15 protein-coding genes are annotated in these 14,771 nt (G+C 63.6%); 10 read left to right on the forward strand and 5 right to left on the reverse strand.

What is annotated here, in order from left to right:
• Window positions 1-8 precede the first annotated feature (8 nt).
• The 5 genes from K7H93_RS14980 (at window position 9) to K7H93_RS15000 (ending at window position 2,226) form a co-directional block, all read left to right on the forward strand.
• Complete coding sequence (locus K7H93_RS14980) at window positions 9-464, forward strand: phage holin family protein (RefSeq protein WP_230784301.1); 456 nt, start codon at window positions 9-11, stop codon at window positions 462-464.
• Window positions 461-772 carry a hypothetical protein gene (locus tag K7H93_RS14985; protein ID WP_230784302.1) on the forward strand — a complete coding sequence of 104 codons (312 nt, stop codon included), beginning with the start codon at window positions 461-463 and terminating at the stop codon, window positions 770-772. The genes K7H93_RS14980 and K7H93_RS14985 overlap by 4 nt, the downstream gene beginning before the upstream one ends.
• 79 nt (window positions 773-851) lie before the next feature.
• On the forward strand, window positions 852-1,331 hold the full coding sequence (locus K7H93_RS14990) for a hypothetical protein (protein ID WP_054524289.1): 480 nt from the start codon (window positions 852-854) through the stop codon (window positions 1,329-1,331).
• A gap of 114 nt (window positions 1,332-1,445) precedes the next feature.
• Entirely contained in the window at window positions 1,446-1,700 is a 255-nt protein-coding gene (locus K7H93_RS14995) for a DUF4170 domain-containing protein (protein WP_010237920.1), read from the forward strand.
• A 25-nt stretch (window positions 1,701-1,725) separates the two neighbouring features.
• Entirely contained in the window at window positions 1,726-2,226 is a 501-nt protein-coding gene (locus tag K7H93_RS15000; RefSeq protein WP_230784303.1) for a GNAT family N-acetyltransferase, read from the forward strand.
• A gap of 32 nt (window positions 2,227-2,258) precedes the next feature.
• Here K7H93_RS15000 and greA read toward each other — a convergent pair whose 3' ends face one another.
• The 5 genes from greA to carA all read right to left on the reverse strand — a co-directional run bounded on the left by greA (window position 2,259) and on the right by carA (window position 8,857).
• The gene (gene greA, locus K7H93_RS15005) at window positions 2,259-2,726 is read right to left on the reverse strand and encodes a transcription elongation factor GreA (protein WP_230784304.1); all 468 of its coding nucleotides are present in this window, start codon (window positions 2,724-2,726) and stop codon (window positions 2,259-2,261) included.
• A gap of 125 nt (window positions 2,727-2,851) precedes the next feature.
• Window positions 2,852-6,172: a carbamoyl-phosphate synthase large subunit gene (gene carB, locus K7H93_RS15010; RefSeq protein ID WP_230784305.1), complete on the reverse strand. Its 3,321-nt coding sequence runs from the start codon at window positions 6,170-6,172 to the stop codon at window positions 2,852-2,854.
• The gene (locus K7H93_RS15015) at window positions 6,172-6,765 is read right to left on the reverse strand and encodes a carbamoyl-phosphate synthase large subunit (protein ID WP_230784306.1); all 594 of its coding nucleotides are present in this window, start codon (window positions 6,763-6,765) and stop codon (window positions 6,172-6,174) included. Before K7H93_RS15015 ends, carB begins: the two co-directional genes overlap by 1 nt.
• Window positions 6,766-6,881: 116 nt before the next feature.
• Window positions 6,882-7,682, reverse strand: coding sequence for a ribonuclease E inhibitor RraB (locus K7H93_RS15020; RefSeq protein WP_230784307.1), 801 nt, complete (start codon window positions 7,680-7,682; stop codon window positions 6,882-6,884).
• Entirely contained in the window at window positions 7,679-8,857 is a 1,179-nt protein-coding gene (gene carA, locus K7H93_RS15025) for a glutamine-hydrolyzing carbamoyl-phosphate synthase small subunit (RefSeq protein ID WP_230784308.1), read from the reverse strand. Before carA ends, K7H93_RS15020 begins: the two co-directional genes overlap by 4 nt.
• Window positions 8,858-9,019: 162 nt before the next feature.
• Here carA and K7H93_RS15030 point away from each other — a divergent pair, with 162 nt between their 5' ends.
• The 5 genes from K7H93_RS15030 to K7H93_RS15050 are packed head-to-tail and all read left to right on the forward strand — an operon-like array spanning window position 9,020 to window position 14,767.
• Window positions 9,020-9,472, forward strand: coding sequence for a GatB/YqeY domain-containing protein (locus K7H93_RS15030; RefSeq protein ID WP_230784309.1), 453 nt, complete (start codon window positions 9,020-9,022; stop codon window positions 9,470-9,472).
• Window positions 9,469-10,182 (forward strand): hypothetical protein, encoded by a 714-nt coding sequence (locus tag K7H93_RS15035; RefSeq protein ID WP_230784310.1) that lies wholly within the window; start codon window positions 9,469-9,471, stop codon window positions 10,180-10,182. Before K7H93_RS15030 ends, K7H93_RS15035 begins: the two co-directional genes overlap by 4 nt.
• A gap of 58 nt (window positions 10,183-10,240) precedes the next feature.
• A complete protein-coding gene (gene dnaG / locus K7H93_RS15040) occupies window positions 10,241-12,142 on the forward strand; it encodes a DNA primase (protein WP_230784311.1) in 1,902 nt (633 codons plus the stop codon).
• Window positions 12,143-12,145: 3 nt separating this feature from the next.
• On the forward strand, window positions 12,146-14,149 hold the full coding sequence (gene rpoD, locus K7H93_RS15045) for an RNA polymerase sigma factor RpoD (protein WP_230784312.1): 2,004 nt from the start codon (window positions 12,146-12,148) through the stop codon (window positions 14,147-14,149).
• Window positions 14,150-14,767: a DUF2059 domain-containing protein gene (locus K7H93_RS15050; RefSeq protein WP_230784313.1), complete on the forward strand. Its 618-nt coding sequence runs from the start codon at window positions 14,150-14,152 to the stop codon at window positions 14,765-14,767.
• The last annotated feature ends 4 nt before the right edge of the window (window positions 14,768-14,771 follow it).

A 14,771-nucleotide genomic window follows, 5' to 3' on the forward strand; every position in this document is an offset into this window, starting at 1 on the left:
GAGGGACTGTGCCGGATCGAAACGATCATCACCACCAGCCTGCCGCGTCTCACGATGCGGCAGGCTCCCTTAACCCGAAGCTGAACCCCGAAACACCGCATCCAGAGACGACCCGGGCTCACGAAGAGCCGCTGGGTTCGCTGTTCGACGATGCCTATGCGCTCTACGAGGACGGCAAGACCTATCTGGAGGCCGAAGTCGCCTTCCAGAAGTCGCGGGCGAGCTATGCCTCGCGCGAGACCGGGTCGGGTATCGTCTTCGCGCTGGGCGCGCTGGCCTTCCTGCACCTGGCCCTCATCGGGCTGGTCGTGGGGCTGATTATCGCGCTTGCGCCGATCATCGGGCCATTCGTCGCGGTCGCTGCGGTGGTCGGCACCCTGCTGGTGCTGATGATCATCGTCGGCTTGGTCGCACGTTCGCGCTTCAAGCGGGTCAGCCAGGCCTTCAAGGGGGACGGCGCATGAAGCCGCACAAGGCCCGGATGGAAGAAGACCGCGCGCTGCGCGATGCGGCGCGCGCGCTGGTCAAGGATGACATTGATCACCTGAAGGGCGATGTGGAGGAAAAGGGCATCGTCGCCCGGATCGCCAGTTCCGCCCTGCTCGGCGCGACCGACATCTTCGAAGAAGGCAAGGAGCTGGCCGAGAAGCACAAACCGGCCTCCTACGGCATCGGCGCCGTGATCGCGGCGGTGATCGGCTGGTGGGCGCTGGGCGGTGGCCGGTCCGATGAATCGGACGATGAGGACTATGCGTGGGACGAAATCGACTGACCGCCGGGTTAAACCCGGAACTCTCGCGCCGTCCCAGCGCTTTACAATCAAAGCACACTTTTAAGGCTGGAGACCAAGCATGAGCACCCAGGAACAGCGCGACGAATTGCGCCGCAAGATCGAACAGAGCGAACGCCGCAACGAAGAACGCAGCCTTGCCGACATGGCGCGCGACGCGACGGACAGCGCGACCGAATTCGTCAAGGAACACCCGATCCTGACCGTCAGTGCCGTTGCCCTCATCGGTCTCGCAATCGGCTCGCGCACATCCAAGGGCCGCGAACTGACAGGTCGCGCGGTCGGCTTTGCCGATCACCTGGCCGATCTTGGGATGGCCTATGCCAGCGGCATGGCGAGCAAGGTCGGCGATGCCACCCGCCACGGCGGTGACCGCTTGGTCGACTTCGGCGACGATGTCGCCTTCGGCAGCCGTGCGGCGCGTCGCAACGCGGCGTATTATGCCGACCGCCAGAAGGACGCCGCGCGTCACGCCGGTCGCCGCGCAGCGCGCAAGGCCGGGCGCGGCTATCGCGATCTCAAGTCCGCCCTGCCCTTCTAGTCGGATAACGCGCGTGCGGGATTGCTCCTGCACAGCTTGTTGTTTTTGGGCCCGCGCGCGTTAAGGCGTGCGGGCCCTTTTCATATCCATTTCAAACTCAGCGGAAGGCCCCCGATGTCGCAAAATTCGGACAACAACGTTCAGGAAACTACCTCCCCCCAGCTCCTCCATCTGGTGATGGGCGGCCGGGTGAAAGACCCTCGCTCGGTCGAATTTCAGGACCCGGAAAGCATCCACGTGGTGGGCGTGTTCAGCACCTACGAACAGGCCGAGGAAGCCTGGCGTGCCAATGCGCAGCGCACGGTCGACGATGCGGAAATGAAATACGTGATCGTCCACATTCACAAGCTGCTCGAACCGGCAGCCTGAGCGTCCGCGCGCGACCTGCCCACGCATGAGCTATCGCATCCGTCTTTTCCGCGAGGATGACGCGGATGCGCTGGCGGCCATCGCGGTGCGCGCGATCGAGCTGATCGGTCCGCGCGCATATTCGCGCGATCAGGTGGCGGCGTGGGCCGCGCGCCATGGCGACGACCGCTATTTTATCGAGCGGGTGCGCGATGGGCAGACGATCTTCATCGCGGCGGACGAAGGCGACCACCCCTGCGCCTACACGCTTCTGGAAGTACCGGAGGCCGATGGCTGCCACGTGGACCATCTCTACTGCGATCCCGACCACACCCGGCGTGGTCTGGCAGGACAGCTGCTGGCCCGCGCCGAACGGTTCGCCCGGGATGCGCGCGCACCGCGGCTCTACACCGAAGCAAGCGAACTGGCCCGCCCTGCGTTCGAGCGGGCGGGCTATCGCGTGGAGCACAGACGCGACTTCAGGATCGAACACGCGGGCCGCAGCGTGCCGATCCACAATTATGCGATGGAGAAGGCCCTGGCCTGACACCGCAGTTCAAGCGGGTCAGGCCGGCAGGCTCAGATGAATTCGATCTTGTCGACGAGGTAGAACTTGTCGCCCGACGGCACCGTCACCTCGACCTCTTCACCCACCTTCTTCCCGATCAGCGCGCGCGCCAAAGGCGAATTGTAGGAGATGCGGGCTGACTTTGCGTCCGCTTCGGTCTGGCCGACAATCTGGTATTTAATCGGTTTGTCGTTTTCGTCGAGCAGGGTCACGGTCGCCCCGAACACCACCTTGTCGCCAGACAAGGTCGACGGATCGATAATCTGCGCGCGGGTTACGCGGTCCTCGATCTCGGCGATCTGCGCCTCGACCTGACCCTGACGTTCCTTCGCGGCGTGATATTCGGCGTTTTCCGAAAGATCGCCATGTGCACGCGCTTCTTCAATCGCGTCGACGATCTTCGGACGTTCCGCGCGCAGGGCTTTCAGATCGGTCGTAAGCCGCTCATAGCCTTCTGCCAGCATCGGAACTTTTTCCATGGGTACCCCCGATCTATCCTAAATGGTCTGCACGCCCGCCACATCTTTTCCGAAAGTCCCGCCTGCGCCGCGCCCGGATCGGGGCGGTAGAGGCAAGGAGCGGTTTTCGGGGAGGAGAGCGGACGTCAGGTCCCGGAATAATAGGATTGCAGAGAGCGAACTTCAAGCGGTTGAGACGTAAGGGCGGTAATCGCCTCCACAGCTGCACGACCGGCGGATGCAGTGGTGAAGTACGGCACCTTGTGTTCGAGCGCGCTCGCGCGGATCGACTGGCTGTCGCGCAGGCTCTGCCATCCTTCGGTCGTGTTCAGGATCAGGTCGATTTCGTGGTCGATGATCCGGTCGACGATATGCGGGCGGCCCTGCGCAACCTTGTTGACCAGCGTGACCGGGAGGCCCTGATCGGCGAGGTAGGCGTGGGTGCCACCGGTCGCGACAATCTCGAACCCGTCCTCCACCAGTTCGCGCACCGCATCGACGATTGCTGGCTTGTCGCTATCCTTTACGGACACGAACGCCCTGCCCCCGCGCGGCAGGATCATCCCTGCGCCCAGCTGCGCCTTCGCAAAGGCCATCGCGAATTCGCGGTCCAGCCCCATCACCTCGCCGGTGGATTTCATCTCGGGTGAGAGAACCGGGTCCACGCCGGGGAAGCGGCCCCAGGGGAACACGGCTTCCTTGACCGCGACATAATCCAGCTCGCGCGTGATCGGCGGCAGGTCGGCCAGTTTCTCGCCCGCCATGATCCGCGCAGCATATTTGGCGATCGGCTGCCCGATCGTCTTGGCGACAAACGGCACCGTGCGGCTTGCGCGCGGGTTGACCTCGATCAGGTAGATTTCGCCTTCCTTGACCGCGAACTGCGCGTTCATCAGGCCAACCACTTTGAGCTCGCGCGCCAGCGCTTCGGACTGACGCTCGATTTCCTCGACCACTTCCGCGCTCAGCGAATAGGGCGGCAGGGTGCAGGCGCTGTCGCCCGAGTGTACGCCCGCTTCCTCGACATGCTGCATCACGCCCGCAACCACGATGTCGGTCCCGTCGCACAACACGTCGACATCGCATTCGATCGCGTCGCGCAGGTACTGGTCGACCAGCACCGGGCTTTCGCCCGACACCTTCACCGCGCTGGCGATGTAGTCGTCCAGCTGGGCCTCGGAATCGACCACCTGCATCGCGCTGCCGCCCAGCACGTAGGACGGGCGCAGCAGCACGGGATAGCCGATCTTGCGCGCAGCGGCGGCGGCTTCATCGCGGCTCTTGGCGATGCCGTTGTCGGGCTGCATCAGCTTCAGCTTGTTGACCAGCTTGGCGAAGCGCTCACGGTCCTCGGCCAGGTCGATCGCGTCGGGGCTGGTGCCCAGGATCGGAATGCCCTCGTCCTCCAGCGCCTGCGCCAGCTTAAGCGGGGTCTGCCCGCCGAACTGGACGATCACGCCGACCAGTTCGCCCTTCACCATCTCGCGCGCGAGGATCTCGAGCACGTCTTCCGCAGTCAGCGGTTCGAAATAGAGGCGGTCGGAAGTGTCGTAGTCGGTCGAGACCGTTTCCGGGTTGCAGTTGACCATGATCGTCTCGAACCCGGCTTCGCTCAGCGCGAAACAGGCGTGGACGCAGCAATAGTCGAACTCGATGCCCTGCCCGATCCGGTTCGGACCGCCGCCCAGAATGACGATCTTCCTGCGATCCGAGGGATCGGATTCGTCCGCCGGGGCGCCGAAGGCCGGGGCCTCGTAGGTCGAATACATGTAGGGCGTGACCGCCTCGAATTCGGCGGCGCAGCTGTCGATCCGCTTGTAGACCGGCAGCACGCCCAGCTTGTGGCGCAGCTTACGCACTTCCTCGGCGCTGGTCGCGCCCGCCATCGCCTGCATCGCATCGTGCAGCAGGCCCGAACGGGCAGCCTGCGCACCCGGCGCCGCGCCGACCGACTGGACCGCAAGCCGTGCGAGCTGGGCATCGGAAAAGCCCATCGCCTTCAGCTTGCGCAGCTCGGCCGCATCGCGCGGCAGGCCGTTTTCGGCGACCTGCTTCTCCGCCTCAACGATGGCTTCGATCTGGCGCAGGAACCACGGATCATAGGTGGTCGTCTCGCGGATCGTTTCGAACGGCAGACCGGCGCGGAACGCCTGCCCGATGCCGAGCAGGCGCGAGGGCGTGCGGCGGCTGATCGCAGCGAGGATCTGGTCGTGCGACGCGTCTTCCAGCTCCTCGACCGGGTCGAGCCCGTCGAGCCCGGTTTCCAGCCCGCGCAGCGCCTTCTGCAGGCTTTCCGGGAAGGAACGACCGATCGCCATTACTTCGCCGACAGACTTCATCGCAGTCGAGAGCACCGGTTCGGCGCCCTTGAACTTCTCGAATGCGAAGCGGGGGATCTTGGTCACGACATAGTCGATCGTCGGCTCGAAACTGGCCGGGGTCGCGCCGGTGATCTCGTTGGTGATCTCGTCCAGCGTGTAGCCGACCGCCAGCTTCGCCGCGACGCGCGCGATGGGGAAGCCGGTGGCCTTCGATGCCAGCGCGGAGGAGCGCGAGACGCGCGGGTTCATCTCGATCACGATCAGGCGGCCGTTTTCGGGATTGACCGCGAACTGCACGTTCGAGCCGCCCGTCTCCACCCCGATCTCGCGCAGCACAGCGATGCTGGCGCTGCGCATGATCTGGTATTCCTTGTCGGTCAGCGTCAGCGCGGGCGCGACAGTGATCGAGTCGCCGGTGTGCACACCCATCGGATCGACGTTCTCGATCGCGCAGATGATGATGCAGTTGTCGTTGCGATCGCGGACAACCTCCATCTCGTATTCTTTCCACCCGAGCAGCGATTCCTCGATCAGCACCTCGGTGGTGGGCGACGCATCGAGCCCTTCGCGCACGATCCGTTCGAATTCGGTCTTGTTGTAGGCAATCCCGCCGCCGGTCCCGCCGAGCGTGAAGCTGGGACGGATGATCGAGGGGAGTCCAGTGCGCTCGAGCACCTCGAACGCCTGATCGACGCTCCGCGCGACTCCGCTGGCTGCGCTTTCGAGCCCGATCTTGTCCATCGCCTCGCGGAAGCGCTGGCGGTTCTCCGCTTTGTCGATCGCGTCTGCATCCGCGCCGATCATCTGCACCCCGTGCCGCTCCAGCGCACCGCTTTCGAACAGCTTCAATGCGCAGTTCAATGCGGTCTGCCCGCCCATCGTCGGCAGCAGCGCGTCGGGCTTCTCCTTGGCGATGATCTTCTCGACCACCTCGGGCGTGATCGGCTCGATATAGGTCGCGTCGGCGAACTCGGGATCGGTCATGATCGTCGCCGGGTTCGAATTGACGAGGATGACGCGATAGCCCTCCTCCTTCAGCGCCTTGATCGCCTGCGTGCCCGAGTAATCGAACTCGCACGCCTGCCCGATGATAATGGGGCCTGCGCCGATGACGAGGATGGAGGAAATGTCGGTACGTTTGGGCATCAGGACTCCGGGGGGCTCTGGGGTGCGGCCGCGATGCGCAGGCCGGTATAGCGATTGACATAGGCGAGATAGTCGACCGTGCCGACATCATAGCCGTGAACGAAGGAACAATTGCGGCGAATCTGGACGAGCTGCGTATCGCGCTTGATCGCGATGTAGCTCAAGACGTGGTGATCGTGCGGCTTGCGGCGGCGGGTGATGATGTCGAGCTCGCGCACATCGCCGTCATAGGCGCGGGCGCGGTCTTCCTCGACATGCCCCTCGCGCTTGCGCTGGCTTCTTTCCGCCTCGTAGGTCGCTTCGAGGTCGAAGGCGGCGTCGCTATAACCTTGCGTGGCGGCAACCACGCGGCAATCCATCCGCCCGCCGACGGGATATTTGCTCTCTTCGCGAAAGAGCACCGGCCGCCAGAAGGTGACCACCGGCACCCCGCCCGGCCCCGCCTCGATCTCGACCGAGCCATCGGCGGCGAAGACCACGCCGGGCGCGAGTTCGACCGCGGGCCACTCCTGCGCGGGCGCGGGGGCTTGGGAGTGCGCGGGGGCTGCCGCTGCAAGGCCGAGAGCCAGCATCGAGAGAGAGCGCGCGAACATCCTGTTAGAACTCGCGATCCTGCCGCAAGACAATAGCCCCCGCAGCAATGACGACAGAGAAGCAACTGTCAGCATATTTGGGCCTCTCGGTCCGGTGTCCGCTGTTGAAATACGCATCAATCGAGCTGTGCATGCCAGCCATCCATGATCGCATTGTGCTTCTCGGCGAGGAGATAAAGGTCCCGAAGCGTGGAGGTTCGCCAAGGCTCATCGATAATTTCTAACCTGTCCGCCATCAAACAATCCGTGCTGACCAGCCACTCAACATCTCGCCCGGTCTCCGCGATAGAACGATGTCTTTTATCCACGTGCCAGTATTGCTCATCGCCTTTGCGGTGAACCTGCAAGCCCAACGATCGCAGCTCTTCGGCAAGCGCGTCGAGATCGTCCCCATAGAAGAAATAGACCACATGTCGGGCCACGGTCAGATCGCTACCCTCATCGCGAATGAGGTCCAGCGTCGCCTTGGCTCGTTCCACTTCGTTGGCAACTGGACCGCTGACCAGAATGCCCCCGCAATTTTCCCGATACTCCGAAGGGTTGGTGTCATCGATTGGGCCGCGCTCATTTGTCGCCAGGCAGCCCCATCCATCACACCGCACAGAGAAGGCATCTTCGATCTGCAGATAGGTTATCGCCATCTCGCGCATTGTTTCATCGTCGGTTTTCTGAGGCCGGACCAAAAAAAGCCACGGCTTCCCGTCCTCGTCCTTTTCGATCAGTTCCAGAACCTCGAAGCCCCAGTTTGCGCTCGCTTCCGCAACTCTCTGCAAATCCGTCAGATCCCCGCGAAACGAGACATCGACAGGCCGCGTGACGTCGGGGACATCCCCATTTCTTCTCAATCTGGTCAGGACGACGCGGTCTTCATCCCACGCCTCGTCCCACCGAGCCTGATCGAGAAGAATGGACTTCACCCCAGCATCCCCACAAACTTCTCGAACAGGTAAAAACTGTCCTGCGGGCCCGGGCTCGCCTCGGGGTGATACTGAACCCCGAACGCACGCTTGCCCTTGATCGCGATGCCGCAATTGGTGCCGTCGAACAGCGAGACGTGCGTCTGCTCGACATTCGCGGGCAGCGTGTCGCCGTCGACTGCGAAGCCGTGGTTCATGCTGGTGATCTCGACCAGCCCGGTCGCATCGCCCCACCCTTCGCCGACACGCTGGACGGGGTGGTTCGCGCCGCGGTGGCCCTGGAACATTTTCGACGTTTTCGCGCCCGCCGCGAGGCCGAGCAGCTGGTGGCCGAGACAAATGCCGAAGATCGGCACATCACGCTCCAGCAGGCCGGCAATCACCGGCACCGCATAGGCGCCGGTCGCGGCAGGGTCGCCCGGGCCGTTGGAGAGGAACACGCCGTCGGGAGAAAGCGCCAGCACATCCTCCAGCGAGGTTTCGGCGGGCACCACCGTCACCCGCGCGCCCGCGCGGACCAGCTGGCGGAAGATATTGTCCTTCGCGCCATAGTCGATCGCGACCACGTGCGGCTTTTCCGCAGCGCTCTCGCCGTAGCCCTTGCCCAGCTCCCACGCGCCGCCGCGCCAGCCTTCGTGCGCCTTGCGCGACACACGCCGAGCGAGGTCCATGCCCTCCAGCCCCGGCCACTCGCGCGCTTTCTGCAACAGCGCGTCGAGGTCGAACACGCCGTCCGCTGCATGCGCGATCACCGCATTGGGTGCGCCGTTCAGGCGGATGAGGCGGGTCAGCGCGCGCGTATCGACGCCCGCGAGGCCGATCTTGCCCTCGCCCTTCAGCCAGGTGTCGAGATCCAGCGTGGACCGGAAATTGCTCGGCCCGGTGGGGATTTCGCGCATGATGCAGCCAAGCGCGCTCTCCACCTTGCTCTCGATGTCTTCCGGATTCGCGCCGACATTGCCGATGTGCGGGAAGGTGAAGGTGACGATCTGCCCGGCATAGCTCGGGTCGGTCATCACTTCCTGATAGCCGGTCATGGAGGTGTTGAAACACACCTCTCCAACCGCGCTTCCCTCGGCTCCGCAGCCGACACCCCACAGGGCCCTACCATCGGCAAGAAGCAACAGGCCCGTCGCGCCTTCAGGCTGCGCAGGAGTGATCTCGGCTGAAGCCATGGGCTTGTCCGTTCCTTTAAATTTGTCCGGCGATGTGTGCTAAGCCATCCGGCTAGGCCTGCACTCCGCGCCCGTCAAGCGCGCGAAGCGTCTCCCACCCACAGGAACATTTGTTATAGGCGCTCGTCTGAAGAGATAAGAGATAAAGGCAAACCGGAAACCATGATTCGCGAGACCATCAAGCAGGAAACCATCGCCGCAATGAAGGGCGGCAACAAGGAGCGGACGGCCGCGCTCCGCCTCATCCAGGCCAAGATCAAGGATCGCGATATCGAGCAGCGCACCGCCAAGGGCGAGGTCAACGACGACGAGCTGGTGACCGACGTGCTGATGAAGATGGCCAAGCAGCGCAAAGAGTCGATCGCGATGTACCGCGACGGCGGTCGCGAAGAGCTTGCCGCGCAGGAAGAGGCCGAACTGGCCGTGATCGAGGAATTCCTCCCCAAGCAGATGGACGAGGCCGAGACTCGCGCCGCGATCGACCAGGTGAAGACCGATCTGAGTGCAGCCGACATCAAGTCGATGGGCAAGGTCATGGCGGAGCTGAAGGCGCGCCACGGCGCGACGCTGGACATGACCCGCACCTCGGGCTGGGTGAAAGAGGCGTTGCAGTGATTTCACGCTTCGCCTGCTGTGCCGCGCTGCTGGCCCTGGCCGCCTGTTCGGGCGGATCGGAAGAGGCGGAGCCCGCCCCTACCCCCTCGCCCACGCTGACCAGCGATGCGCCGTCGGAACCGCGCAATCTGGTGGCGTCCGATTTCGGCGAGCTCAAAATTGGGCCGAAGATCGAAGGCCCCGTGGGGCCGGAAGTTGAGGCTTCGATCGTAGCGGGCGGTCGGTCGATCGGCGATATCGTCAGCTATGTCGCGTGCCCCGAAGAATATGACACCTGCGACCCCGAGGATATGCCCGAGGGGACTGTTTATACTTATGTCCATATCGTGACCCCGGGCACGGACGAGCCCAATGATCCGCCCTTCACCCGGCCCGTGGGGCTGGACGAGGTGGAGGCGGCGACGGTGTTCGGCACCGTGCGCGAGGCTTACGGATTTACCGGCGCGATCGGCTACGACCGCAAGCAGGCGGCCAAGGCACTCGGCCCCGATGGGGTGATCCGGGTCGAGGACGACAACGGCACGCTGGTGTGGCGCGCGGTCGGTGGCAATAACTGGGGCACGGGCGAGCCGATCACCTTCTTCTGGCAGAGCACTCTTCCGCCCGAAGGACCCGCGGAAGCCTACACACTGCGCGCGGACGAAAAAATCGCGATGGCGACCGGCCCCTTCCCTCCCAAGGTCGAAGAGCAGGACGACACCGCTCGCTGAACCGGCAAGCCGTTCGTGTCTCGACTTGGTCCGGTACGAACGGCTAGGACGGCATCAAATGGCGCTCTCTCCACAATGGCTCGATCAGCTGCGCACGCGCGTGACGCTTTCCAGCGTCATCATGCGCACGACCAAGCTGCAGCGCGCAGGGCGCGAGTGGAAGGCGTGCTGCCCTTTTCATGACGAAAAGACGCCCAGCTTCACGGTCAACGATCAGAAGGGCTTCTACCACTGCTTCGGCTGCGGCGCGCATGGCGATGTGATCCGCTGGATGACCGACCAGCGCGGCCTTACCTTCATGGATGCGGTCAAGGAACTGGCGGTGACTGCGGGGATGGAAATGCCCGCACCCGACCCGCGAGAGGCGCAAAAGGCAAAGCGCCGTGCCGGGCTGCACGACGCGATGGGCGCCGCGCAGGAATTCTTCGTGCGCGAACTGGCGGGCCCGCGGGGCAACGCAGCGCGCGATTATCTGAACAGACGCGGCTTCTCGCAGGCGACGATGCGCGAGTTCGGCTTCGGCTATGCCCCGGACGAGCGGCAGGCGCTCGCCACCGCGCTCGGCACGCTGCCGCCGCAACTGCTGGTCGAAGGCGGGCTTCGGATCGCGATCGACGGCAAGGATCCCTACGACCGTTTCCGCGACCGGCTGATGCTGCCGATCCACGATGTGCGCGGGCGAGTGATCGCGTTCGGCGGGCGCATCCTGACGGCGAAGGACGGCGCACCGAAATATCTCAACTCGCCCGAGACGCCTTTGTTCGACAAGGGGCGCACGCTCTACAACATCCATCGCGCCAGCCCGGCCGCGCGCAAGAGCGACCGGATCGTGGTGGTCGAAGGCTATATGGATGTCATCGCGCTCGCCAATGCAGGGATTGCCGAAGGCGTCGCCCCGCTCGGCACGGCGCTGACCGAGAATCACATCGCCGAGCTGTGGCGCCACGTTCCCTGCCCGATCCTGTGCTTCGATGGCGATGCCGCAGGCCAGCGCGCGGTGCGCCGCGCGATCGAGCGGGCACTGCCTCTTTTGAAGCCGGGGCACTCGCTCAAGATCGCATGGCTGCCCGCCGGGCTCGACCCGGACGACCTGATAAAGAAAAAAGGTGTTGCAGCTTTCGAACAGGTGCTGGGCAGCGCGCAGTCGCTGCTGGAGGCATTGTGGACGCTCGAAATGCAGGCCGCGCCGCTCGATACGCCGGAGGCGAAGGCGGGACTGAAGGCGCGTCTGATGACCCATATCGAGTCCATCGAAGAGCCCGACGTCCGCTCGCTCTACCGCCGCGACCTGCTCGACAAGTTCTCCGCCTTCGCCTTCCCGCGCCGCGAAAAAGCGCCGTTTCAGCCGCGCAAGCAGTGGCGCCGCGATGAGCCGGAGCCGCTTTCGCCCGAGCTTGCCAAGCGGCTCGCCAACCTTTCGCAAGGCGGCCAGCGGCAGCGCCTGCTGGCCGATGTGGTGGGCCAGCTCGCCCAGTTTCCCGAGCTGGTCGAGAGCCACCGCGAGGCGCTTGCAGAGCTGGGCGAGATCGACCCTGCGACATTTTCTTTGTTCGATCCTGTGCTCGAACGCGCAGAAACGCTTGAAGCCGACGGTAAAAAGGCCATATTCCACGAGCGCTGGGGCTCCCGGTCCGCTGAACAATCCGTATCTGGCTTGCCTAGAGAAGCCCACGATGCAGCGACCGCGCGCGAGGACCTGGCCGAAGCCATCGAGTTGCTGGTCGAAGGGCCGGCGCTTGAAAAGGCGCTGGCTGCCGCGACGGAGCGTTTCGAACACGATCCCGAAGGCGCGTTCGCCGAACAGCAGCGTCTGCTCAAGCGGAAGCTGGCGTTCGACGCTCGCTTGGGCCAGATGGCGACGAGACGGATCGCGCGAGCGACACCGATACGAGATTCAAAAGCCGCTGCTGTTCCTGACGAAAACGGGGAACACATCGGCAAGGAAACGGATTTTCAATAGCCCATGGCATCCGAAGCGAAGACCAAAGAGACCGAAGATGCTCCTCTGATCGACCTCAACGAGGCGTCGATCAAGAAGCTCATCTCAAAGGCGAAAAAGCGCGGCTACGTCACCTATGACGAGCTTAACGAAGCGCTGCCGCAAGGAGAGATGAGCTCCGACCAGATCGAGGACATCCAGGCCGCGATCTCGGAAATGGGCGTCCAGATCGTCGAATCGGACGATGAGGTTGAATCCGAGAAGGACGAGGTCGAGGAAATCGCTCCTGATTCGGGTGCGAAGAAAGATACCAAGTCCGCCGCTGCCGCGCCGAAGAAAACCGTCGACGCGCGCACCGACGATCCGGTGCGTATGTACCTGCGCGAAATGGGCGCGGTCGAACTGCTCAGCCGCGAGGGCGAAATCGCCATCGCCAAGCGGATCGAGGCGGGTCGCGACACGATGATCATCGGGCTGTGCGAAAGCCCGATCACCTTCCATGCGATCATCCAGTGGTCCGACGCCCTCAACGAAGGCGAAATGCAGCTGCGCGAGATCCTCGATCTCGATGCGATGCTGTCCAAGGAACCTCCCGTCGACAAGATGGAGGAGGAGAACGAGGACGACAGCGGCGAAATCTCCGAAGAAACCGCCGGCCCGACCATCCGCGAGGATGACGACGACGACGATGACGAGACCGCCGAGGGCGACGAAGACGGCGACGGTGAAAGCAAACGCCGCGACGACGACGACGAAGAAGACAACACGATGTCGCTGGCCCAGATGGAGGCCGCGCTCAAGCCCGATGCGCTGGAGCGTTTCGCGCGCATCACCGACCTGTTCAAGAAGTTCGAAAAGCTTCAGGCGGAACGCGTCGATGTGCTCGGCCGCGGCGATGCCTTCCCGGCCGCGAAGGAAAAGAAGTACGAGGACCTGCGTGAGCAGCTGACGGCGGAAGTCGAAAGCGTCCAGTTCCACGCGACCAAGATCGAATTCCTGGTCGATAACCTCTACGCCTTCAACCGCCGCCTGACCGCGCTGGGCGGACAGATGCTGCGGCTTGCCGAGCGCCACAAGATCAAGCGGATCGACTTCCTCGACGCGTATCTCGGCAATGAGATGGACGACGAGTGGCTGACCAGCCGCGCCAAGGACAAGAAGTGGGCCGCCTTCGCAGAGAAGGAAGCCGAGTCGATCGAGCGGATCCGCACCGAAATTTCCGACATCGCCAGCCAGACCGGCATGGCGCTGGAAGAATTCCGCCGGATCGTGAACATGGTCCAGAAGGGCGAGCGTGAGGCACGCATCGCCAAGAAGGAAATGGTCGAGGCGAACCTGCGCCTCGTGATCTCGATCGCCAAGAAATACACCAACCGCGGGCTGCAGTTCCTCGACCTGATCCAGGAAGGGAACATCGGCCTGATGAAGGCGGTCGACAAGTTCGAGTACCGCCGCGGTTACAAGTTCAGCACCTATGCGACGTGGTGGATCCGGCAGGCGATCACCCGCTCGATCGCCGACCAGGCGCGCACGATCCGCATCCCGGTCCACATGATCGAGACGATCAACAAGCTGGTCCGCACCAGCCGCCAGTTCCTGCACGAGCAGGGCCGCGAGCCCACGCCCGAGGAAATGGCCGAGCGTCTTTCCATGCCGCTCGAAAAGGTCCGCAAGGTGATGAAGATCGCCAAGGAGCCGATCAGCCTCGAAACGCCGATCGGCGACGAAGAGGATTCGCACCTGGGCGATTTCATCGAGGACAAGAACGCGATCATCCCGGTCGATGCCGCGATCCAGAGCAACCTCAAGGAAACCGTCACCCGCGTGCTCGCCAGCCTGACGCCGCGCGAAGAACGTGTGCTGCGCATGCGCTTCGGCATCGGGATGAACACCGATCACACGCTGGAAGAAGTCGGCCAGCAGTTCAGCGTGACGCGCGAACGTATCCGCCAGATCGAGGCGAAGGCGCTGCGCAAGCTCAAGCACCCGAGCCGCAGCCGCAAGATGCGCAGTTTCTTGGATCAGTAGGTGTTGGTTTTCCGGAGATTCGCTCTCGCGAGCCTGGCGGCGACCGCACTTGTCACTCCCGCTCACGCCCAGGTTCCTGCCCCAACGCTGACGCCACCGGTCCGGCCGGCCGCCTCTGCGCAGCCGGCGGACGAAGTTGCTATAGCGCGGCAGATTATCGACCTTGGCTTTCCGGAAGAGCGGCGCGAGGCGATGTTCTTCGCGACCGTTGATCAGATGACCATGCAGATGCGCGAGAGTGTCCTGGCCAACATCGAAGAACAGGATCCGGGCGCGATTGCGATCCTAGACGAGTGGCTTGCCGAGTATATCGCAGACGGGAAGACGATCCTCCGCTCTCATATTCCCAACCTGATGAATGCTTGGGCGCTGAGTTACGCAGCGATTTTCACGAAAGAAGAACTGGAAGACATCCTCGCTTTTGTATCGACGCCGAGCGGCCAGAAGTTCTTCGAGCGGTCCGCCGCCGTGATGGCTGAGCCGAACTTCGCAGCCGCCAATCAGGCCTATATGAACGAGGTCAACGCGAATCTTCCCGAAGCTCAGGCAGACCTGACGGAACGGCTTATGCAGTATTTCAGAAACAAGGGGGCTGAGCCGGGAACCTCGGCTAGCTAAGCGT

Source organism: Citromicrobium bathyomarinum (genome assembly GCF_021021475.1).
In the GTDB taxonomy this organism is placed as follows: domain Bacteria; phylum Pseudomonadota; class Alphaproteobacteria; order Sphingomonadales; family Sphingomonadaceae; genus Alteriqipengyuania; species Alteriqipengyuania bathyomarina.